The 20,991-nt window shown below is 74.1% G+C and carries 17 protein-coding genes and 1 pseudogene; 9 read left to right on the top strand and 9 right to left on the bottom strand.

Going from position 1 to position 20,991, the window contains the following annotated elements:
• The first annotated feature begins 134 nt into the window (after positions 1 to 134).
• Positions 135 to 1,037 (top strand): helix-turn-helix domain-containing protein, encoded by a 903-nt coding sequence (locus tag ACZ7EC_RS04480; RefSeq protein ID WP_471057726.1) that lies wholly within the window; start codon positions 135 to 137, stop codon positions 1,035 to 1,037.
• Positions 1,038 to 1,185: 148 nt separating this feature from the next.
• On the opposite strand, the gene ACZ7EC_RS04475 is transcribed toward ACZ7EC_RS04480, so the two are convergent.
• Positions 1,186 to 2,028 carry a hypothetical protein gene (locus ACZ7EC_RS04475; RefSeq protein ID WP_471057723.1) on the bottom strand — a complete coding sequence of 281 codons (843 nt, stop codon included), beginning with the start codon at positions 2,026 to 2,028 and terminating at the stop codon, positions 1,186 to 1,188.
• Between the two features lie 234 nt (positions 2,029 to 2,262).
• On the opposite strand from ACZ7EC_RS04475, the gene ACZ7EC_RS04470 reads away from it, so the two are divergent.
• From ACZ7EC_RS04470 to ACZ7EC_RS04460, 3 genes are all read left to right on the top strand, one after another.
• A complete protein-coding gene (locus ACZ7EC_RS04470; RefSeq protein WP_471057720.1) occupies positions 2,263 to 3,600 on the top strand; it encodes a 6-phospho-beta-glucosidase in 1,338 nt (445 codons plus the stop codon).
• Positions 3,601 to 3,682: 82 nt separating this feature from the next.
• A complete protein-coding gene (locus ACZ7EC_RS04465) occupies positions 3,683 to 4,588 on the top strand; it encodes a metallophosphoesterase family protein (RefSeq protein WP_471057717.1) in 906 nt (301 codons plus the stop codon).
• Positions 4,536 to 5,219 carry a 4'-phosphopantetheinyl transferase family protein gene (locus ACZ7EC_RS04460; protein ID WP_471057714.1) on the top strand — a complete coding sequence of 228 codons (684 nt, stop codon included), beginning with the start codon at positions 4,536 to 4,538 and terminating at the stop codon, positions 5,217 to 5,219. The genes ACZ7EC_RS04465 and ACZ7EC_RS04460 overlap by 53 nt, the downstream gene beginning before the upstream one ends.
• 83 nt (positions 5,220 to 5,302) lie before the next feature.
• On the opposite strand, the gene ACZ7EC_RS04455 is transcribed toward ACZ7EC_RS04460, so the two are convergent.
• Both ACZ7EC_RS04455 and ACZ7EC_RS04450 read right to left on the bottom strand, forming a co-directional pair.
• Positions 5,303 to 5,533, bottom strand: coding sequence for a hypothetical protein (locus ACZ7EC_RS04455; protein WP_471057711.1), 231 nt, complete (start codon positions 5,531 to 5,533; stop codon positions 5,303 to 5,305).
• 120 nt (positions 5,534 to 5,653) lie between these two features.
• Positions 5,654 to 6,310 carry a helix-turn-helix domain-containing protein gene (locus tag ACZ7EC_RS04450; RefSeq protein WP_397983013.1) on the bottom strand — a complete coding sequence of 219 codons (657 nt, stop codon included), beginning with the start codon at positions 6,308 to 6,310 and terminating at the stop codon, positions 5,654 to 5,656.
• 261 nt (positions 6,311 to 6,571) lie between these two features.
• Here ACZ7EC_RS04450 and ACZ7EC_RS04445 point away from each other — a divergent pair, with 261 nt between their 5' ends.
• From ACZ7EC_RS04445 to ACZ7EC_RS04435, 3 genes are all read left to right on the top strand, one after another.
• Positions 6,572 to 7,243, top strand: a complete 672-nt coding sequence (locus tag ACZ7EC_RS04445; protein ID WP_471057708.1) for an MmyB family transcriptional regulator — start codon at positions 6,572 to 6,574, stop codon at positions 7,241 to 7,243.
• 150 nt (positions 7,244 to 7,393) lie between these two features.
• Positions 7,394 to 9,442 carry a phosphocholine-specific phospholipase C gene (locus tag ACZ7EC_RS04440; protein WP_471057705.1) on the top strand — a complete coding sequence of 683 codons (2,049 nt, stop codon included), beginning with the start codon at positions 7,394 to 7,396 and terminating at the stop codon, positions 9,440 to 9,442.
• A 66-nt stretch (positions 9,443 to 9,508) separates the two neighbouring features.
• On the top strand, positions 9,509 to 10,387 hold the full coding sequence (locus tag ACZ7EC_RS04435) for an LURP-one-related family protein (RefSeq protein WP_471057702.1): 879 nt from the start codon (positions 9,509 to 9,511) through the stop codon (positions 10,385 to 10,387).
• Between the two features lie 123 nt (positions 10,388 to 10,510).
• On the opposite strand, the gene ACZ7EC_RS04430 is transcribed toward ACZ7EC_RS04435, so the two are convergent.
• Both ACZ7EC_RS04430 and ACZ7EC_RS04425 read right to left on the bottom strand, forming a co-directional pair.
• A complete protein-coding gene (locus ACZ7EC_RS04430; RefSeq protein ID WP_471057699.1) occupies positions 10,511 to 11,497 on the bottom strand; it encodes a DMT family protein in 987 nt (328 codons plus the stop codon).
• The gene (locus ACZ7EC_RS04425) at positions 11,494 to 12,324 is read right to left on the bottom strand and encodes a phosphatase PAP2 family protein (RefSeq protein WP_471057696.1); all 831 of its coding nucleotides are present in this window, start codon (positions 12,322 to 12,324) and stop codon (positions 11,494 to 11,496) included. The genes ACZ7EC_RS04430 and ACZ7EC_RS04425 overlap by 4 nt, the downstream gene beginning before the upstream one ends.
• Before the next feature lie 219 nt (positions 12,325 to 12,543).
• Between ACZ7EC_RS04425 and ACZ7EC_RS04420 the strand changes: the two genes are divergently transcribed.
• The gene (locus tag ACZ7EC_RS04420) at positions 12,544 to 13,158 is read left to right on the top strand and encodes a TetR/AcrR family transcriptional regulator (protein ID WP_471057693.1); all 615 of its coding nucleotides are present in this window, start codon (positions 12,544 to 12,546) and stop codon (positions 13,156 to 13,158) included.
• Positions 13,159 to 13,326: 168 nt separating this feature from the next.
• On the opposite strand, the gene ACZ7EC_RS04415 is transcribed toward ACZ7EC_RS04420, so the two are convergent.
• The 4 genes and pseudogenes from ACZ7EC_RS04415 to ACZ7EC_RS04400 all read right to left on the bottom strand — a co-directional run bounded on the left by ACZ7EC_RS04415 (position 13,327) and on the right by ACZ7EC_RS04400 (position 17,360).
• A complete protein-coding gene (locus ACZ7EC_RS04415) occupies positions 13,327 to 14,421 on the bottom strand; it encodes a hypothetical protein (protein ID WP_471057892.1) in 1,095 nt (364 codons plus the stop codon).
• 321 nt (positions 14,422 to 14,742) lie between these two features.
• Positions 14,743 to 14,823: pseudogene (locus tag ACZ7EC_RS04410) on the bottom strand (hypothetical protein); the annotation flags it as partial.
• A gap of 72 nt (positions 14,824 to 14,895) precedes the next feature.
• Entirely contained in the window at positions 14,896 to 16,092 is a 1,197-nt protein-coding gene (locus ACZ7EC_RS04405) for an anhydro-N-acetylmuramic acid kinase (protein ID WP_471057690.1), read from the bottom strand.
• Entirely contained in the window at positions 16,083 to 17,360 is a 1,278-nt protein-coding gene (locus ACZ7EC_RS04400) for an MFS transporter (protein WP_471057687.1), read from the bottom strand. The genes ACZ7EC_RS04405 and ACZ7EC_RS04400 overlap by 10 nt, the downstream gene beginning before the upstream one ends.
• Positions 17,361 to 17,597: 237 nt before the next feature.
• Between ACZ7EC_RS04400 and ACZ7EC_RS04395 the strand changes: the two genes are divergently transcribed.
• The gene (locus ACZ7EC_RS04395; RefSeq protein ID WP_471057684.1) at positions 17,598 to 20,276 is read left to right on the top strand and encodes an ATP-binding protein; all 2,679 of its coding nucleotides are present in this window, start codon (positions 17,598 to 17,600) and stop codon (positions 20,274 to 20,276) included.
• The last annotated feature ends 715 nt before the right edge of the window (positions 20,277 to 20,991 follow it).

Below are 20,991 nucleotides of genomic sequence, written 5' to 3'. Positions count from 1 at the left end.
CTCGTTCAGTACGGAAGGGCTGGCCGGACGCGTTCAACCTTAAAAGTCTGACTTTTTCGACGGAAGGGCGGGATGTGTCACCCTGTGGTGAATCTGGGACAGTGATCGCGGAGCAGGGACGGCGCGAAAAGGACATGGCTGACACAACTCCCCAAGGGGACGGCGCGGCGGGCGACGACGGCATCAGAACCCTCCCCTTCCCGACCGAGCTGGCCGTCGGCGGTGTCGGCATGCGGATCGGCCGGATGGGGGCCGACCGCTCCTGGCGGACCGACATCCCGCTGGACCGTGTCCACCGCATCGACTTCCACATCGTCCTGCTGTTCACCGAGGGCCCCGTCCGCCACATGGTCGACTTCACCGAGTACGAGGCCGCGGCCGGCGACCTGCTGTGGATACGACCCGGACAGGTCCACCGCTTCTCCCGCGAGTGCGTGTACCGCGGAACCGTGCTGACCATGCAACCCGGCTTCCTGCCCCGCGCCACCGTCGAGGCGACCGGCCTGTACCGCTACGACCTGCCGCCGCTGCTGCACCCCGACGCGGCCCGGCTCGAAGCGCTGCGGGCGGCCCTGGAGCAGCTGCGCCGCGAGTACGAGGACACGACGACACTCCCGCCCAGCCTGCACACGGCCGTCCTGCGGCACGACCTGACCGCGTTCCTGCTGCGCCTCGCCCACCTCGCCGCCAGCTCGGCCCCCGGCTCACGGCAGCAGTCGGACAGCACCTTCACCCTGTTCCGGGACGCGGTCGAGCAGGGCTTCGCCACCAACCACAGCGTCAGCGCCTACGCCGACGCCCTCGGCTACTCCCGCCGCACCCTGGTGCGGGCCGTGCGCGCGGCCACCGGCGAGACCCCGAAGGGCTTCATCGACAAACGCGTCGTCCTGGAGGCCAAGCGCCTCCTCGCCCACACCGAGCTGCCCATCGGCCGGGTCGGCGCGGCCGTCGGCTTCCCGGACGCGGCGAACTTCTCCAAGTTCTTCCACCTGCACACCGGGCGGACGCCGGTGGCCTTCCGCGCCGAACTGCGGTAGCCGCCAAGGCTCTTGACCCGAGATCGTTCTGGGGGCGTGCGAGGCGGTGCGGAGCGCCGCGAAGGTACGGCAGACCCGCTGGTGCCGGGCTCCTGGCCGCAGAGGGCGGAAGGGCTCTGCGCCCCGCCGCCCGCCGACCCGCGGTCCTTCAATCCAGCTGGTACGCGTACACGGTCGTCGCCACCGCGCACACGCCCGGTGCGACCACCTCGGTGCGCAGGGTGTGTGTCGCCGGGTCGTAGTCGACGCCCTCGGCCTCGAACGTGCCCTTGCACACGCTCCGCTGGGGGAGCCCGAAGAGGCTGGAGACGCGGCCGGTGACCGGCCTGCCGTCCAGCGGGTGCGGCAGGTCGACCTGGAGGAGCGGCCTGCTCTGCGGGAACAGCTCGCCCGAGCCGTCGTCGGACGCGCACACCAGCCGGGTGGCCGTCACGAAGTCGCAGCCCTGGATGTCGCGGACCGGCTTGTCCAGGCTGATCTGCCCGGCCTGGGCCAGCGTCCCGCCGGTGCGCGGGGTGGCCGGGTTGAGCAGCGGCGCGGGGAACACCTGGAGCCGGTCTTGGTCCTCCCATTCGCCGGAGACCAGCCACTGCCCGTCGGGCGAGACCGCGGCGAAGGAGTTGTTCACCTTCTCGCCCGCGTCCAGCGGGTGCACGTAGTCGTACCGCTTGCCGTCCGGCGTGGTCACCTCGTACATCTTCGACGTGGCCGTGTCCGCGCCCTGGTAGGCGTCGAAGACGTAGCCGCGCGCGATGTCCGGATCGCCCACGTGGTTCCAGCCCTTGACCCGCAGATCCAGCGGGATGTCCAGCAGGCCGCGGTGCAGCAGCGAGCCGTCGGCCCGGCTGGCGAGGCCCTGGCCGCCGCCCAGCGTGTCGGTGTACGACGTCCCGGCCGCCGTCCACCGGGCCGGCTCGGACGCCGACGCGCTCGGGGCGGCACACACGAGAGCGCCCACCAAGGCGGTGAGCGCGGCGAATTGACGCTTCATCAGGCTCCAGTCACTTGCGTGCGGTCGGAAACCGCATGCAACCACGGATCGGCGGCCACCGGGTGACGGGGGCGCGTCCGGTGTGCCGGTTCCGGTCGACGGCGGGGCGTACTCCGGTCCGCCGTCCCGGCGCCTTCCGGGGCCGGCCAGGGGCGGGGGAGTGCGCCGGGAGGCGGCGGGCGGGGATGATGTGCCCTGGCAGGGCGTACGGGACTCGGGAAAGGTGCGTGGGACGTGAGGCTGACGATTCTGGGCGGTGGCGGCTTCCGCGTGCCCCTCGTGTACGGCGCGCTGCTGACCGACCGCGCCGAGGGCCGGGTCACCGAGGTCGTCCTGCACGATCTGGACGCCGGCCGGCTGCACGCGGTCTCCCGCGTCCTCGCCGAGCAGGCCGCCGGGACCTCCGGCGCACCCCGCGTCAGCACCACCACGGACCTCGACGAGGCCCTGCGCGGAGCCGACTTCGTGTTCTCCGCGATCCGTGTCGGCGGCCTTGCGGGCCGGGCGGAGGACGAGCGGATCGCGCTGGCCGAGGGCGTCCTCGGGCAGGAGACGGTCGGCGCGGGCGGCATCGCCTACGGGCTGCGCACCGTGCCCGTCGCCACGGACATCGCCCGCCGTGTGGCCCGCCTCGCCCCCGACGCCTGGGTGATCAACTTCACCAACCCGGCCGGACTGGTCACCGAGGCGATGTCCCGGCACCTCGGCGACCGCGTCATCGGCATCTGCGACTCCCCGGTCGGCCTCGGCCGACGGCTCGCCCGCGTCCTCGGCGCCGACCCGCAGGACGCCTTCGTGGACTACGCCGGGCTCAACCACCTCGGCTGGGTCCGGGGTCTGCGCATCGGCGGCCGCGACGAACTGCCGAGGCTGCTCGCCGACCCCGCACTGCTCGGCTCCTTCGAGGAGGGCAGGCTTTTCGGCCCCGACTGGCTGCGCTCGCTCGGCGCGATCCCCAACGAGTACCTGCACTACTACTACTTCAACCGGGAGACCGTCCGCGCCTACCAGGAGGCCGACCGGACCCGCGGCGCCTTCCTGCGCGACCAGCAGGCCCGCTTCTACGCGGAGGCCGGCCGCCCGGACGTCTCCGCGCTGCGCGCCTGGAACCGCACCCGCGCCGAGCGCGAGGCCACGTACATGGCGGAGAACCGGGAGGCCGCGGGCGCCGGCGAACGCGAGGAGGAGGACCTCTCCGGCGGCTACGAGAAGGTGGCCCTCGCCCTGATGCGCGCCATCGCCCGCGACGCCCGTACGACCCTCATCCTCAACGTCCGCAACCAGGGCACCCTCCCGAGCCTCGACGCCGACGCGGTCGTCGAGGTGCCCTGCCTGGTGGACGCCAACGGCGCCCACCCCCTGTCCGCCGCCCCGCTGCCCGCCCACGCGGCCGGCCTGGTCGCGTCGGTCAAGGCGGTGGAGCGCGAGGTGCTCGCCGCCGCCGAGACCGCCTCACGGGCCACCGCGGTCAAGGCCTTCGCCCTGCACCCCCTGGTCGACTCCGTGGCCGTGGCCCGCCGGCTGACGGACGGCTACCTCGCCGCCCATCCGGGTCTGGCCTACCTCAAATAGGCCGACCCGAAAGGCTCTTGAACGGCGCACGTGATTATGTTCTTGTGGACCAGACAATGCGCTGATCGGAGGGGGACACGGAGTGGAGCCGACGGCCGGTCCCGGCCAGTTGCTGGCCATCAGCGACCTGCACATCTCCTACCCGGAGAACCGGGCCTTCGTGGAGCAGCTGCACCCGACGGGCGACGAGGACTGGCTGATCGTCGCCGGTGACATCGCGGAGACCGTGGCGGACATCCGCTGGACCCTCGCCACCCTCGCGGCCCGCTTCCGCACGGTCCTGTGGGCCCCCGGCAACCACGACCTGTGGACCCACCCCAAGGACTCCGTACAGCTGCGCGGCGTCGCCCGCTACGAGCACCTGGTCCAGGTCTGCCGCGAACTCGGCGTCCTCACCCCCGAGGACCCCTACCCGGTGTGGCACGGCCCCGGCGGCCCGGTCGCCGTCGCCCCGCTGTTCCTCGGCTACGACTACAGCTTCCTGCCCGCCGGCTGCACCACCAAGGCCGAGGGCCTCGCCTACGCCGAGGGCACCGGCATCGTCTGCAACGACGAGTACCTGCTGCACCCGGACCCGTACCCGAGCCGCGAGGCCTGGTGCCGCGACCGGGTGGCGCGGACCGAGGAGCGGCTCGCCGCGCTGCCCGGCGACCTGCCGACCGTACTGGCCAACCACTACCCGCTGCACCGGCACCCCACCGAAGTGCTGTGGCACCCCGAGTTCGCCATGTGGTGCGGCACCGAGCTGACCGCCGACTGGCACCGCCGGTTCCGCGTCGCCACCATGGTCTACGGCCATCTGCACATCCCCCGCACCACCTGGCACGACGGGGTCCGCTTCACCGAGGTCTCCGTGGGCTACCCCCGCGAGTGGCGCAAGCGCTCGGGGACGCCGGGCACGGCGCGCCGCATCCTGCCGATGGAGGTGGAAGCCGGTGATCGAGCAGCTGCTCCCGGAAGCGGTCGTGGCCGTGGAGGCACTGCCTGACGACCCGCTGTGGGACGCCCCGCTCCACCCGGAGGAGGAGGTGCTCGTCGCCCGCGCCGTGGCCAAGCGGCGCCGCGAGTTCGCCGCCGTGCGCGGCTGCGCCCGGCGTGCCATGGAGAAGCTCGGCGTCCCGGCGGCGCCGGTGGTCAGCGGCGAGCGCGGCGCCCCGCGGTGGCCCGCGGGCATCGTCGGCAGCATGACCCACTGCGAGGGCTACTGCGCCGCCGCGCTGGTCCGGGCCACCGACCTCGTCTCGATCGGCATCGACGCCGAACCGCACGGCCCGCTGCCCGACGGCGTCGCCGGCTCCGTCTTCCTGCCCGCCGAGACGGCACGCCTGGGGCGGCTCACCGAACAGGACCCCGCCGTGCACTGGGACCGGATCCTGTTCAGCGCCAAGGAGTCGGTGTACAAGGCGTGGTTCCCGCTCACCCACGCCTGGCTGGACTTCTCCGAGGCCGACATCACCCTGCGCCCGTCCCCCGACGGCGCTCCGCACGGCACCCTGCACGCCGAACTCCTGGTCCCCGGACCGCTCGTGGGCGGTAGCCGCCTCCAGGTCCTGGAGGGCCACTGGGCCGCCGGGGACGCACTGGTGGCCACCACGGTCGTCATCCCGCACCCCGCCTGACCGGCGACGGCACCCGCGCGCCCCCGGCGGCCCCCGTCACCGCGGCCGGATCCCGGCGACGGCGGCCACCGCCCGCCGTCCGTTCAGCCGGCCGACGGGCACCACTCGCCCAGCATCCGGAAGAACTCCTCCTCGTTGCCCGCGAGACCCGCCTCGGCGAGGGCCGTCTCCGCCTCGGCGAGCACCGAGGGCGGCACCAGGGCGGGCGGCGCCCCCTGCGGTGGACCGTCGAACGCGGCGCGCACCGTGTGCAGCAGCCGCAAGTAGGCCCGGACGGCGGTGCGCTCATGGTCGGTCAGGACGGCGGTCGGCATCGGTCGGCTCTCCCCGGATAGGCGTCACGGTCACGCGCGCTGCGGCGCACGCAGACCAGCTTGCCGCCCACCACTGACAATCGGGCGAAACCGCCCCCGGCGCCGCGCCCCCGACCGCCCTCAGGACTCCGGCCGCTTCACGCTCTCCAGGAGCATGTCCAGCCATTCCGCGACCTTGTCCCGGTGCTGGTCGGTCGGCAACTGCGCGGCCCGCCAGGCTATTCCGCGCACCCCGTGGTCCTGGAGCAGCCGCTCCAGCGGATCCTCGGCGGGCCCGGCCGCGGCCCGCTCCCGGTCGGCCAGCTTCTGGAGCAGCTCCTGCTCGGTGCGCTGGAGCGCGCCGGCCAGCGCCTCCGGGTCCTCCGCCGTCAGGAACCCGGCGTGCACCCGGAAGAAGCGCTGCAACGCGTCGCAGTGCTCCATGGTGGGCCGCCGGTCGCCGTTGATCAGGGCGCCGGCCTGCTGCCGGGACATGCCCGCGCCGTCGGCGATCTCCTGCTGGGTGTACTTGCGGCCGTTCGGCTTCAGCCGGGTGCGCCGCAGCAGCCCGAGCCGCTGCAAGAACCGCGCCTGGACGTCGGGTTCGCCCGCCGGACGCCCGCTGAGCAGGGCCTTGACCACCGGCTCGGGCACCCCGCAGGCGACCGAGAGCCGCGCGACGTCGAAGACCTCGGCCTGGGACACCCCGAGCCGCTCGGCGAGCGCGGTGACGCGGGCGACGACGGCCGGCAGCTGGGCGGTCGCCGCGGCGCCCGGATCCTCGTAGCCATCCGTCACCGACAGAACTCCTACGTCTCTCGAGCAAGGGCGACAGGTGCGTCCGTGCATTCCGCATGCCCGGTACCGGGACCGGCGGTCGCCGTGAACTTCCCGGAGATTAGCCGGTGCCGTGAACCCACATCCAGGTGTCGCCACAACTGTGGCGAATTTCAGCCGTCAACCGGCCTGGAATGCCACGATAGTTGACATCACTCCTCGCGGGGAAGCAGGATCACATCGCCGCGTGAAGGCCGCAGAGGCAAGAGGGGTGACCTCCCGATGGCACATCAGGCAGGAGGGCAGCGGCCGGCGCCGCGGCCCGTCCCCGAGACCTCCGAGACCCATTCGTACCTACAGGACTACGGCGTGCTGCTGGACGCCGTGCCCTTCCCGTCCCTGGTGGTGGACCACCGCTGGGACGTGGTGCTGGCCAACGACGCCTACGCCACGCTGTTCGGCGGGGCGCGCCCGCACCCCACGGCCATGCCGGGGGACAACTTCCTGCGGTTCGTGCTGTTCCACCCGGACGCCGGGCTCGTCCTCGGCGACCACGAGGCGGGCTGGTGCCTGCCCATGCTGGCCCAGCTCAAGGGCGCCATGGACGCGTACGGCCACGATCCCGAACTCCAGGCCATCCGCCGGGACATCGCCCAGGACGCGCTCATGGAGGCGGCCTACCGGCAGGGCCTGCCGCACTGGATCCGTGCCGTCGGCGAGCGCGGCACCCGGCTCGACGGGGCCGTACGGCTGCTGCTGCACCCCGATCCGCGCCGGGGCCCCAGCGAGTGCCGGATCGTGGACGAGACCCCGCAGGCGCTGCGCGAACTGGGCTGCCGACGCCTGACCCTGGTCCCGCGCGACTCCCGCCGGGCCGCCGCCCCGGTGCGCCGTCCGCGCAGGCAACGCGCCACGCCGGCGCACCTGACGGTCGTACCGCCGCCCGAGGACTGACACCACAGGGCCGCCATCCGGGGTCCGGCCGCCGCTGGCGGGCCCCGCAGCTTTCACACAGGTGTCACCTCACCCTTCCCTGACGTTCGCCGCGCTTGGCACACTCGGCGCGGCAGTCACGGATGTCAGGACGAGAGGACCCAACCCCCCATGACCGGAGTCAACCGCCGGCGCTTTCTCCAGATCGCGGGCGCCACGACGGCGTTCACGGCGCTGTCGAGCAGCATCCAGCGCGCGGCCGCCCTGCCCGCGAACCACCGCACCGGATCGGTCGAGGACGTCGAGCACATCGTCGTCCTGATGCAGGAGAACCGTTCCTTCGACCACTACTTCGGTTCGCTGAGGGGCGTGCGCGGCTTCGGTGACCCGCGCCCGGTCAGCCAGAACGGCCGCTCCGTCTGGCAGCAGTCGGACGGCACCCGCGACATCCTGCCCTTCCACCCGGACGCCGACGACCTCGGTCTCGCCTTCATCCAGGACCTGCCGCACGGCTGGAACGACGGGCACACCGCGTTCAACGGCGGCAAGTACGACAAGTGGGTACCGGCCAAGTCCGCGACGACCATGGCGTACCTGACCCGCGCGGACATCCCCTTCCACTACGCGCTCGCGGACGCCTTCACCGTCTGCGACGCCTACCACTGCTCCTTGATCGGCTCCACCGACCCCAACCGCTACTACATGTGGACGGGTTACACCGGGAACGACGGCAAAGGCGGCGGCCCGGTCCTCGGCAACGACGAGAAGGGCTACGGCTGGACGACGTACCCCGAGCGCCTGGAGCAGGCGGGCGTGTCCTGGAAGATCTACCAGGACGTCGGCGACGGCCTGGACGCGAACGGCGGCTGGGGCTGGATCGACGACGCCTACCGGGGCAACTACGGCGACAACTCGCTGCTCTACTTCGACGCGTACCGCAACGCCCGGCCCGGCGACCCGCTGTACGACAAGGCCCGCACCGGCACGAACGCCAAGGCGGGCGAGGGCTTCTTCGACCGGCTGAAGGCGGACGTCAAGGCCGGGACGCTCCCGCAGGTCTCCTGGATCGCCGCCCCCGAGGCGTTCACCGAGCACCCCAACTGGCCCGCCAACTACGGCGCCTGGTACGTCTCCCAGGTCCTGGACGCGCTCACCTCCAACCCCGAGGTGTGGGCGAAGACCGCCCTGTTCCTGACCTACGACGAGAACGACGGCTTCTTCGACCACGTCGTGCCGCCCTTCCCGGCCGCCTCCGCAGCCCAGGGCAAGTCGACGGTCGACCCCTCGGCCGACCTGTACCAGGGCGGCGCCGGATACACGGCGGGGCCGTACGGTCTCGGCCAGCGGGTGCCGATGCTGGTGATCTCGCCCTGGAGCAAGGGCGGTTACGTCTGCTCCGAGACCTTCGACCACACCTCGATCATCCGCTTCATCGAGCAGCGCTTCGGCGTGCGCGAGCCGAACATCTCGCCCTGGCGGCGCGCCGTGTGCGGCGACCTCACCAGCGCCTTCGACTTCTCCCGCAAGGACGCCGGGCCCGTCGCGCTGCCCTCGACGGCCGGCTACCTGCCGCCGGACCACGACCGGCACCCCGACTACGTGCCCAAGCCGCCCGCGAACCCCTCGCTGCCCCGGCAGGAGCGCGGCAGCCGGCCCACCCGCCCGCTGAAGTACGCGCCTCTGGTGGACGGTTCGGCGGACACCTCGGCCGGCACCTTCACCCTCACCTTCGCCTCGGGGGCGCAGGCGGGCGCGGTCTTCCTGGTCACCTCCGGCAACCGCACCGACGGCCCCTGGTCCTACACCACCGAGGCCGGCAAGACGCTCTCCGACACCTGGAACTCGGCCTACTCCAAAGGCTCGTACGACCTCACCGTGCACGGCCCCAACGGCTTCCTGCGCGTCTTCAGGGGACGCAACAAGGCGGCGGGCCCCGAGGCGACCGCCCGGCACACCGGCGACCACGTCGAACTCACCCTCACCAACCGGGGGTCCGGCACGGCCCGGCTGAAGATAGCCGACGGCTACGGGGGCGCCCCGGTCACCGTGTCCGTACGGCCCGGCGCGAGCGTCCGGCACACCGTGGACCTCACGCACAGCCACCTCTGGTACGACCTGACGGTGACCTCGGTGGACGACCCGGCCTACCTGCGCGGCTTCGCCGGGCACGTGGAGAACGGGCTGCCCGGCGTCAGCGACCCGGCGCTCGCGACGGAGTGAACGGGCGATGAACACCGCTGCCGCCGAGCTGGTCAGGTACCGGTCAGAGCAGGGTAGTGTGCCCCGGTGACCACGCAATCAAACACCCCGGCAGGCTGGTACCCGGACCCGCACGGCGCGCCGCAGACGCTCCGTTACTGGGACGGAAGCCAGTGGACCGAGCACACGAACGATCAGACCCAGCAGGGCCGGCAGGCCGCGGGGGCCCAGCCGGGCATACCGCAGCAGCAGGCCCAGCAGGCCGCACCGCAGCAGCAGTTCCCGCAGCAGCAGGCCGCTCCCGACGCACGGGTGCAGCGCCAGGTGCAGCAGCAGGCGGGCGTCGTGGCCGGCGGCCCCGGCGGCGGCACCCTGTTCACCGAGCCGGTGCTGGTGGTGAACCAGAAGGCCAAGCTGATCGAGCTGACCAACGAGTACAAGGTCATGGATCAGAACGGCCGCGAGCTCGGCTCGGTCACCGAGGTCGGGCAGGGCGTGCTGCGCAAGATCCTGCGCTTCGTCTCCAGCTGGGACCAGTTCCTGACCCACAAGCTGGAGATCCGCGACGCCTACGGCCAGCCGCAGCTGCTGCTGACCCGGCCCGCGAAGATCTTCAAGTCGCGGGTGATCGTGTCCCGCCCGGACGGCTCGCAGGTCGGCGAGATCGTCCAGCAGAACATGATCGGCAAGATCAACTTCGCGATGAACGCGAACGGCCAGCAGGTCGGCGCGATCAAGGCGGAGAACTGGCGGGCGTGGAACTTCGCGATCGTCGACCACGCGGACAACGAGGTGGCCCGGATCACCAAGACCTGGGAGGGCCTCGCCAAGACGCTGTTCACCTCCGCGGACAACTACGTCCTCCAGATCCACTACCAGCTGCCCGAGCCGCTGCTGAGCCTGGTGGTCGCGACGGCGCTGACCGTCGACACCGCGCTCAAGCAGGACTCGCGGGGCTGGAACTGACCGCCTCCCGTACGGGGGCACGCGGCACAGCGCACACAGCACGGCGGAACAAGGGATACGGCGACGGCGGCCGGGGCACGCGGAGACGCGCGCACCGGCCGCCGACGTCTGCCCGCACCGCGGTCACAGCGCCGTGAGGTGCCCCGGCTGTTCGGGCCGTCCGGGCTGCTCCGGCAGCCGGGGGCGCAGCGCGGGTTCGGCCGCCGCGGTCCCCGGCCGCAGGGCGAGCACCGCGGCCACCGGATGGTCGTCCGGCTCCTCGCCGTCCGCGCGCTCCCCGGCGCCCCGCGGCTCGGTGACGCGGGTGAGCAGCACCACGCCACGGGCGGCGAGCACCGCCCCGGCGAGCGCCAGCAGCACCCCGCCCGCGCCGCCGGTCAGGCCCTGTCCGAGCAGGGTCAGCCCGATCAGCGCGGCGGCCACCGGGTTGGCCAGTGTGACGACCGCCAGCGGGGCGCCGAGGCCCCCGCGGTAGGCGGTCTGCGACAGCAGCAGCCCGCCCACGGCGAACGCCGCGACCAGCACCGCGACCACGACCACCTCGGTGCTCAGCACCGGCCCCGAGCGGTCGGTGGCGGCCACGGTCACGGTCTGGGTGAGCGCGGAGGCCACCCCCGAGGCGAACCCGGACGCGGTCGCGTGCCGCAGTCCGGGCCGGGCGCCGGGCCAGGACAGGGCGCCGATCAGCGCGGCCGTCGTACCGGCCACCGCCACCGCCTCCGGCAGGCTCAGCACCCGCGCGGGCGCGGGACCGGACGCGGTGACCAGGACTGCGCCGAGACCGAGCAGGGTGAGCGCCGTACCGCGCCACTCCACCGCGCTGACCCGCCGCCCGGCCGCCCGCGCGCCCAGCGGCACGGCCGCCACCAGGGTGAGGGCGCCGAGCGGCTGTACGACGGTCAGCGGGCCGTACTTCAGGGCCACCACGTGCAGCAGCGCCGCCGACGCGTTCAGCCCGACCGCCGACCACCAGGCGCCGGTGCCGAGCAGCCGCAGCAGCCCGGTGCCGGGGTCGCGGGCGGCCAGCCGCTCCTGGGCGACCGCGGCGAGGGCGTAGGCCACTGCCGAGACCAGGGACAGCGCGACGGCGAGCAGCTCGGCGGGGTTCATCGGCCCGCTCCCGCCAGGACCCGCTGGCGCTGGCGCGGGACGATCCGGCCGGTGCCGGTGCCGGTGCCGGTGCCGGCACCGGGGCCCGGCGCCGTGGTGGCGCGGTGCGGGGGGCGGAGCAGCGCGAGGGCGATGCCCAGCATGGCGGTCGCGGCGAGCGCGTCGAGCCAGAAGTGGTTCGCCGTGCCCACGATCACCAGCAGGGTGACCAGCGGGTGCAGCAGCCACAGCCAGCGCCAGCGGGAGCGGGTGGCCGTGATCAGGCCGATCGCCACCATCAGCGCCCAGCCGAAGTGCAGCGAGGGCATCGCGGCGAACTGGTTGGAGAGATGGTCGTGGGCGGGCGGGCCGTACACGGAGGGGCCGTAGATCCGGGCGGTGTCCACGAGGCCGGTCCCGGTCAGCATGCGCGGCGGGGCCAGCGGGAACGTGAAGGGCAGCACCAGGGCCGCCGCGGTGATCGCCGCGAGGACCCGGCGGGCCCAGACGTAGTGGGCGGGCCGCCGGAGGTAGAGCCAGACCAGGAAGGCGAGCGTGGCCGGGAAGTGGACCGTCGCGTAGTAGGTGTTGGCCGCCCGCACGAGCACGTCGCCGTGGAGCAGCGCCGACTGGACGGCGGTCTCGCGCGGCAGGTGCAGGGCCCGCTCCAGGTGCCAGACGTGATGGGCGTTGTGGAAGGCGCGCAGGGTGTGGCCGGTGGCCAGCTGCCGGCCGAGCTTGTAGACGAGGAAGAGTCCCGCGACGAGCAGGAACTCGCGCAGGAGACCCGGCCGCGCGGAGGCGTCCGGGCCCGTTCTTGCCCCGGCAGGCTCGGTGAGCGCAGTCATCTCCCGGCCCCCTTCGCTGACGATCGTGTGTGGCAACGCTTCGGTACGGTGCGGCACCTCTTTGGTACGTGTCCGTACCGATACGTTGGTGTACCGATACGCAAGTGTACCGATACGATTGGGTACCGGTACACTGGCGTATCGATTGAAGTGCGACACACTGGAATCCGGGCACAGGGCGCCCGCGGAGGGCGCCCTTGAGTGAGGGGAAGCGCGAACATGACGTCGCAGGCCGCGGAGGGACCGGAGACGGTCGTCGCCTCGCGCCGCTCCAAGATCACGCCGGAGCGTGAGCGGGAGTTCTTCGACGCCGTGCTGGAACAGATCCGGGAGTGCGGCTACGAGTCCGTGACCATGGAGGGCGTCGCCTCCAGCACCCGGTGCAGCAAGTCCACGCTTTACCGGCAGTGGAAGAACAAACCCCAGTTCGTGGCCGCCGCGCTGCGGGCCCGCGGGCGGGTGCGCTTCGCCGGGATCGACACCGGGTCGCTCGCCGAGGACCTGCGCCAGGCCGCGCGGGCCGCCGGCGACTGGTCCGGCAAGGACACCAAGCTGCTCCAGGCGCTCGGCTCCGCGGTGACCCAGGACCAGGAGCTGGCCCAGGCGCTGCGCGAGGCGCTGGTGCACCCGGAGATCGCCGCGCTCCAGGAGATCCTCGACCGCGGCGTGGCGCGCGGCGAGATCCCCGCGGACCATCCCGCGCTGGAGTTCGTCCCCGCCATGATGTTCGGCGTGCTGCGCGTGCGGCCCGTGCTCAGCGGCCAGTACGCCGACGCCGGCTACCTGCTCCGGTTCGTGGAGGCCACCGTGCTGCCCGCGCTCGGACTGAGATGAGACCCAGGCCGCCGTTCACGGGATGACTGAACGGCGGCCTGCTCGCGCCGCACCGTGGGGACGGGGGCGGCGCGCACCCCCGGCCGGGTGGGGCCCCCTTGAGCGGAGGGGGCCCCGCCCGGCCGAACATTTCGGCACCCGGCAGGGTGCGGGGGCGGCGGAGAGGGGTCAGACGTTCTGGCCGCTGCCGCCGCCGGAGGAGACCTTGATGCCCTTCAGGATCTCGTCGATGACCCCGGTGTCCTGCCCCACGTCGATGCCGAAGCGCACGACGACCATCTGCCGGGAGTCGTTCGGGGAGGGGAAGGCGACCGACTCGACCAGACCGTCGGCGCCCTTGCTGGTGACGGCCCTCCAGCGCACCATGTAGCCCTTCTGCCCGGCCACCGTCACCGCCTGCGCGGCCAGTTGCCGGTGCGAGGTGATGCTGCCGTAGGTGCTGCCGCCGTACGACTCCTTGGCGTTCGCCGCGATATCCGCCTTCGCGACCTGCTCCGCGGTGTCGCCGTCGGTGCCCAGGGCCACGGCGGGCGCGGTGTAGGCGCCGCCCGCGGTGCAGGTCTGGGAGCTGTTGCCGGGGCACTTGTAGGAGTCGTCCGAGGTGACCTGCGCGCCGACGCTGATCGCCTGCCCGGTCCAGCCCTTCGGCACGGGCAGGCTGACGCCGTCGATCGCGTCCGGCACGGTCCCGCCGCCCTTGATCTTGGGCGCGGGCGAGGGCGAGGGACCGCCGGAGCCGCCCGAACCGTCGGAACCCCCCGGTCCGCCGAGGCCGCCCGAGCCGCCCGAGCCGTCCTCGCCGCCCGAGGCGCCGCCGGATCCGCCGGAGCCTCCCGGTCCGCCGAACCCGCCGCCGTTCTGCCCGCCGCTCGCGCTGTGCTGCGCCCCGGCGCGGTCGCCGCCCTGGCCGCCGCCGTCGTCCGTGAGCGCGTACACCCCGATCCCGATGCAGGCCAGCACCGCGACCGCCGCGGTGACGGCTATGCCGGTGCGCAGCCCGCTCCGGGCGGGGGGCTGGGGCGGGGCGGGGTAGGCGGGGTAGCCGGTGTACGCCGGGTAGCCGGGCTGACCGGGGGCCTGCTGGTGATAACCGGGCTGGCCGGGGGCCTGCTGGTAGCCGGGCTGGCCGGGAGGAGGCTGGTGGCCGGGGTAGGCGCCGTAGCCATAGCCGTGGCCGGGGGCGGCGGAGGGAGCCTGGCCGGCGGGCGGGGGAGTGGTCCCCGGCGCCGGACCGGCGAGGGGGGTTTGACCGGCGGGCGGCACGGGTCCTGCCGGTGCCGCCGGGCCGCCATGCGGGGCAGGGTCCGTCGGTGCCGCCGGGTCCGCCTGTGCCGCTGCCTCGGCCTGCGTCGCCGGGCCCGGACCCGCCGCCGTGCCGGTCTCCGGTGCCTGGGCGCCGACCTGGGTCTGACCGGTCCTTGACGCCTTGCCGTCGTCCGGTGCCTGGCCGGTCTTCGCCGCCGGGTCCGTGGTCGCGGCCGTGTCCACGGGCGGGGTGGGCGTACCGCCGGGCGCCGCTGCTGTCGGGGGACCCCACGTCGCGGCCGTCCCGGCGGGGCGGATCCGGTCCGTCCATGCCTCGCCGTCCCACCAGCGCTCGGCGGGCGGACCGTCATGCGTCTGACCGGGGTCGGGGTACCACCCCGGAGGAGTCACCTGCGTCATGGGCCCACCGTATGAGGCAACCGTGAAAGTGTGATGAGAGGATCTGTCGCCAATCACTCGACCCCGGACATTTCACCTCCCGATTTCTTCGGCCGCCCCGGTCCGGCCCCCCTCCCCGTCCTCCACCACCAGCCGCACCGGCGCACACGCCACGCGCTCCCGCATCGGGAACCCGTGCCGCCCCGGTGTCACCGAACCCAGCACGCTCGGCCGCCGCGCCCCCGTGCTGCGCGGATCGGTGCCCGCGAGGCCGTGCACCGTGAGGAAGCCGAGGACGGCGAAGGCGTACGCCTCCTTCGCGGCGGCGGGCAGCCCGAGCTCGTCCGAGGAGCGCAGCGGGACCCGGCCGAGCAGCTCCCGCAGCAGGCGCACCAGCACCGGGTTGCGCATGCCCCCGCCGGACCCGATCACCTCGCTCGCGCCGACGGACCGCACCGCGTCCGCGACCGTCCGCGCGGTCAGCAGGGCGAGCGTGGCGAGGACGTCCTGCGGTCGGGCCCCGTCGAAGGCGCCGGCGGCCCGCAGATACCCGGCGTGGAACAGCTCCTTGCCGGTGGTGCGCGGCGCCGGCCGCGCGTAGTACGGCTCCGCGAGCAGCCGTGCCAGCAGCCGCGGGTCGGGGCGGCCGCGCGCGGCGAGGGCGCCGTCCGCGTCGTAGGCCAGCCGTCCGCCGCTGAACTCCCGTACCGCCGCGTCCAGCAGCGCACAGCCGGGACCGGTGTCGAAGGCGGTGCCGTCCGGTGCGGTCAGGTTGGCGATGCCGCCGATGTTCAGCGCCACCGGGCGGCCCGGCCGGCCCCGCAGCCACAGCAGGTCGAACAGGCTGACGAGCGGCGCCCCCTGGCCGCCCGCCGCGACGTCCCGTGCCCGGAAGTCGGCGACCACGGGCAGCCCGGTCGCCTCCGCGATCCACGCGGGCTGCCCGAGCTGCAGGGTGCCGCGCACCCGTCCGTCCGCCACCCAGTGGTAGACCGTCTGCCCATGCGAGGCCACCAACTCCGCACGGCCCGCGCACAGTTCCCGGTCCGCCCGCACCGCCGCCGCCGCGAACGCCCGCCCGATCCCGGTGTCCAGGCGGCACACCGCGTCGAACCCGCACTGCGCGGGCGGCATCGCCCGCGCGAGCGCCGCGCGCAGCGGCTCCTCGTACGGCGCGCTGACCATGCCGAGCGGCCGCAGCGTCAACGTGTCCCCGGTCAGCCGCAGTTCACCGGCCGCCGCGTCCACGGCGTCGTACGACGTCCCGGACATCAGCCCGATCACCCGCACCGCTTCCTCCAACCCGCGCTCGGGGAAGCAGCATTCGGTGGCTCATCCCGCCGACTTCCCTCCTGTGGTGTCCTCTTCAGCAGCGCGAGCCCGCTCACCGCGCACGCCGCCGCCGCGTAGTAGCCCGGCACGTCCGGGTTCCCGGTCCGGCGCACCGCCTCCGTGATGAACAGGCCCGCGCAGCCGGAGAACACCGCGTTGGACAGCGCGTAGGCGAGACCCAGGCCGGTCCAGCGGACACGGGAGGGGAACATCTCCGCGAGCAGGGCCGGGCCGGGGCCCGCCAGCAGGCCCACCACCGCGCCGGCACCGGCCAGGGCGAGAGCCTTCGCCACGACCGGGGTGCCCGGATCCTGGAGCAGACCGAGCACCGGCAGCGCACCCGCCACCACCAGCACCACACCCGCGAGCAGCACCGGCCGCCGCCCCACCCGGTCGCTGAGCGCCCCCGCCGGCAGGATCGCCGCGGCGAACCCCGCGTTGGCCACCGCCGCGGCCACCAGCGCCTGCGTGAACCCGGCGTGCAGCGCACTCTGGAGGTAGGAGGGGAGCACCACGAGGAAGGTGTAACCGGCCGCCGACCAGCCCGTCACCCGCGCCGCGGCCAGCACGATCGCACCCCAGCCGAGCCGCACGGAAGGAGACGCGGGCCGCTCCAGGAACTCCGGCGTCTCCGCGAGGCCGGTGCGCAGCCACAGCGCCAGCAGACCCAGCGGCACGGCGAGCAGGAACGGCAGCCGCCAGCCCCACGCGGTGAGCCGCTCCATGCCCAGCACGGCCGCGGTCACCGCCGTGACCCCCGCGCCGCCCAGCAGTCCCAGCGCCACCGTGAAGGACTGCCACGCCCCGTACACTCCGCGCCGCCCCGGCGGGGCGAACTCCGTCAGCACCGCCACCGCGCCGCCGAACTCCCCGCCCGCCGCCAGCCCCTGGACGATCCGCAGCAGCGTGAGCAGCCAGGGCGCGAGGGCCCCCACCGCGCCGTACGTCGGAAGCGCCCCGATCAGCGCCGTCGCGCCCGACATCAGCGCCACCACCCCGATCAGCACCGGCCGCCGCCCGTACCGGTCGCCCAGCCGGCCGAACAGGAGCGCGCCGAGCGGCCGGAAGAAGAACGCGAGCGCGAAGGAGGCGTACGTCCGCACCAGCCCCTGCACCGCGCCGCCGCCCGCCGGGGTGAAGAAGCGCTCGGCGAGCACGGTCGCGAGGAAGCCGTAGACCGCGAACTCGTACCACTCCACGAAGTTCCCGGCCGATCCCGCCGCCACCGCCCGCGCTCCGGGGGCCCGTCGTGTCGTACGTCCGCGCGCAACGCGCCCCGTATGAGTCACTGCTGACGCTCCGTCCGCCGACGACACCGCTGATCGGGGCGGGTCCGCGTCGCCCGGCCGCCCGGACTTTCACTCGGCTGTGCAACAGCTGCCCCGACCGTCCACCACATATCCCACCGGACGGCTACGCTCGGGGTCTGTACGTCATTCGGGCGACCTTGGGGAGGGAAAGGGATGACGGAGGGACGGCCGGCGGCGGCCGCTTCGGCTCCCCTGTGGGAGCGGGACGCGGAGATCGGCACCGTCGCGCGGGCCATCGAGGAGCTGCGCGCCGACAAGTCCTCCGCGGGCGGCCTGCTCGTCTTCCGCGGCGAGGCGGGCCTCGGCAAGACCGCGCTGCTGACCGAGACCCGCCGTATGGCCGAGGGCCGCGGTTGCGCCGTGTGGTACGCACGCGGCGCCGAGACCCTGAGATCCGTGCCCTTCAACGTCGTACGGCAACTGCTCCAGCCCGCGCTGCTGTCGCTGCTGCCCGAGGAGGCCCGCGAGTACCTCGGCGACTGGTACGACATCGCCGGTCCCGCCCTCGGCATAGCCGAACCGCAGGAGGAGAGCGCCGACCCGCAGTACGTGTGCGACGGCCTCGTCGCCGCCGTCCGCCGGCTCGCCCGCCGCGAATGGCCGCTCGTGCTGCTGATCGACGACGCGCACTGGGCCGACCAGGAGACCCTGCGCTGGCTCGCCGCCTTCGCCGAACGCCTGGACGACCTGTCCGTCCTCGTCGTGGTCGCGCGCAGGCCCGGCGAGGTCAGCGGGGAGAGCGCCCGCCTCCTCGACGCGGTCGCCGAGGCCGCGGGCCGTCCCGTGAACAACCTGCGCGCGCTCACCCCGGACGCCGCGGCCGGACTCACCCGCGCCACCCTCGGCCGGCACGCCGACGACGCGTTCTGCCGCGAGGTCTGGGCCGTCACCGCGGGCAACCCGTACGACGCCGTCGAGCTCCTCGCCAAGGTGCAGGAGAGCGAACTGTCACCGGTGGAGGCCCGCGCCGGGGAGCTGCGCGCCCTCAACCGCGCGGCCCGCGGCGGCGGACTGGTCGACCGGATCAAAGAACTCGGCTTCCAGGCCACCCAGTTCGCCTGGGCCGCCGCCGTCCTCGGCACCGGCATCACCCTCGGCTCCGTCGCCCGCCTCGCCACCATGGACGAGGAGGACGCCCGGCACTGCGCCGAACTCCTGCGCACCGCCCGCATCCTCACCACGCCCGACCCCACGGCCGCCGAACACCGCGGCGCCGACCTGGAGTTCGTGCACCCGCTGATCGCCTCCGCCGTCTACAACTCCATCCCGGCGGGCGTGCGCACCGCCATGCACGGCGTCGCCGCCGAGATCGTCACCGAGCTGGGCCGGGGCGCCGCCGAAGCGGCCCGGCATCTGCTGGTGGTCCATCCGGAGGCCGACGAGAGGCTGGTCGAGCGGCTGCGCGAGGCCGCCCGCGAACACCTCGCCGTCGGCGCGCCCGACGCCGCCCGCGTCTGCCTGGAACGCGCCCTGGAGGAGCCGCCCCGCCCCGACATCCACGCCCACGTCCTGTACGAACTGGGCTGCGCCACCCTGCTGACCGCGCCCGCCGTCACCATCGGCCACCTGCGCAGCGCCCTCGGCATGCGCGGCCTGGACGGCGGCGAACGCGTCGACGCCGTGGTCCGCCTCTCCCAGGCCCTGCTCCACAACGACCAGTTGGAGGAGGCCGTCCGCACCGTCGAGGCCGAGGCCGCCCGGCACGAACCGGGGCCCGTGCGGATGCGGTTGCAGGCGTTCCAGTACATGTGGGAGGGCATCCACGGCGAGAGCGCCGCACCGGCCCGCTCCCGCAGCCTCGCCGAACTCGCCGCCACCTGCACCGGCCGCGACAACACCGAGCGCGCGCTGCTGATCCTGCGCGGCTTCGACGCCATGACGCACGGCGAGAGCGCCGCCGAGATCGTCGAACTGTGCGACCGGGCCCTCGTCAACGGACGGCTCGCGCCCGGCCTCGGCTGGACCGACCGGGAGTGGGGCATCGAGCTGCTGATGATGCTCGGCAGCGCCTACGTCTACACCGACCGGCTCGACCGCGCCGAGAGCCTGTTCGCCGAGGCCCTGCGCGTGTACACCGGCGCCGGCTGGCACGGCGGCCATCTCTCCCTGGCCAACGCCTACCTGGGTCTCGCCTACCGCAGACAGGGCCGCCTGAGGGACGCCGAGACCACCCTGCGCGAGGCCCTCGTCCTGGCCGAACGGGTCGGCCGCCGCCTGCCGCTGCACTGGTCCGCCACCTGCGGCCTGGTCGACACGCTGCTGGCCCGCGGCCGGGTCCAGGAGGCGTGGTCGGTCGCCGAGCAGTACGGCTTCGCCCCGCCGTACCCGTCCACCATCGTGCTGCCCGACGTCCGTTCGGTGCGCGGCCGGCTGCTGCTCGCCGTCGGCCGTACCGAGGAGGGCGTCAACGAGCTGGAGGCCGCCGAGAAGACCGCCGTCTCCCGCGGCGGCCACAACCCGGTCCTCGCACCCTGGTCGGTCGATCTCGCCAGGGCCCTCGCCGGTCAGGACCCGGCCCGCAGCAAACGGCTCGCCGCCGACGCCCGCCGGCAGGCCGAGCGCTTCGGCACGGACACCGCCATCGGCGAAGCCCTGCGCTGCGCCGCCGCCCTGGAGACCGGCAGCCGCGCACTCCAGCTCGCCCGCCGCGCCGTCACCTATCTGGAGGCATCACCCTCCCAGTACGAACACGCGGCGGCCCGCATCGAGTACGGCATCCTCGCCCGCTCCGCCGCCGACCTGAACCGGGGCCTCGACCTGGCCCGCTCCTGCGGCGCGGACGGCCTGGTGGCACAGGCGAGGGCGGCGCTCGACGAGGGCGGGACGCGGTGACCCCCGCGCGCCGCAGGCCGTGACCAGGCGGCGGCGAAGGAGCGCCCGTCGCGCAGCCCCTCCGCCCGCCCGGAGCCGAGAGTCTCGGTGGAGGGGTGGGGCTGCCGACGTACCGCACGACGACCGTCGGCGGCGCGGGCCGGGGGCCGTCCGTGTCGGTCGCGGGGGTGCCGTCCAGCGCGATCAGCCAGCCATGCCGGGACCGGTGCCCAGGTGAAGGTGAAGCGGGCCGAGGGGTAGCGCACGGTCCGTGAGTCCACCGCGGTGCCCCCGGCGGGCGCCGCGCCGTAGCGGAACCCGTGGCCAGCGCGCCCTGACCCGGAGCGGAACGCAGCAGGCGCGCGGGGCGCGGATAGAGGTTGCGCGGCGCGGCCCGCGCGCTGTCCCGGTTGTAGGCGCCGGGCGACTCGGGCCGCACCGGCGCCTGCCCGAGCAGCTCCAGATCGGACTCGCGGGCGCTGCGCACCTGCCCGACGCGGAGCCGCCCGCGGCCGCGAAAGCCGGGGGCGGGGTCGGTACCGGGTGCTCATCCTGCCGTCCGCCGGGTCCGCCGCACCCCGAGGGCAGGACGGCGACGGGCACACCTGCCGCCACCCCGCCCCCGCGCACAACGCGTCTCCCGCGCACCCTCGCCACCCCGTCCGCCGTCCGTCATCGCTCGTCCGCCGTCCCGCGTCCGGCCGAGCGCCCACGCGGGTGATACCCGCTGCGCCCC

It is taken from the genome of Streptomyces sp. NPDC037203 (assembly GCF_055605065.1).
This window is presented reverse-complemented; position numbering and strand designations above follow the sequence as displayed.

What these genes read in the sequence shown, in the direction of transcription:
- ACZ7EC_RS04480 (WP_471057726.1), top strand. Translation starts at nt 135, where the DNA reads ATGGCTGACACAACTCCCCAAGGGGACGGCGCGGCGGGCGACGACGGC.
- ACZ7EC_RS04475 (WP_471057723.1), bottom strand. Translation starts at nt 2,028, where the DNA reads ATGAAGCGTCAATTCGCCGCGCTCACCGCCTTGGTGGGCGCTCTCGTG.
- ACZ7EC_RS04455 (WP_471057711.1), bottom strand. Translation starts at nt 5,533, where the DNA reads ATGCCGACCGCCGTCCTGACCGACCATGAGCGCACCGCCGTCCGGGCC.
- ACZ7EC_RS04445 (WP_471057708.1), top strand. Translation starts at nt 6,572, where the DNA reads ATGGCACATCAGGCAGGAGGGCAGCGGCCGGCGCCGCGGCCCGTCCCC.
- ACZ7EC_RS04440 (WP_471057705.1), top strand. Translation starts at nt 7,394, where the DNA reads ATGACCGGAGTCAACCGCCGGCGCTTTCTCCAGATCGCGGGCGCCACG.
- ACZ7EC_RS04430 (WP_471057699.1), bottom strand. Translation starts at nt 11,497, where the DNA reads ATGAACCCCGCCGAGCTGCTCGCCGTCGCGCTGTCCCTGGTCTCGGCA.
- ACZ7EC_RS04425 (WP_471057696.1), bottom strand. Translation starts at nt 12,324, where the DNA reads ATGACTGCGCTCACCGAGCCTGCCGGGGCAAGAACGGGCCCGGACGCC.
- ACZ7EC_RS04420 (WP_471057693.1), top strand. Translation starts at nt 12,544, where the DNA reads ATGACGTCGCAGGCCGCGGAGGGACCGGAGACGGTCGTCGCCTCGCGC.
- ACZ7EC_RS04395 (WP_471057684.1), top strand. Translation starts at nt 17,598, where the DNA reads ATGACGGAGGGACGGCCGGCGGCGGCCGCTTCGGCTCCCCTGTGGGAG.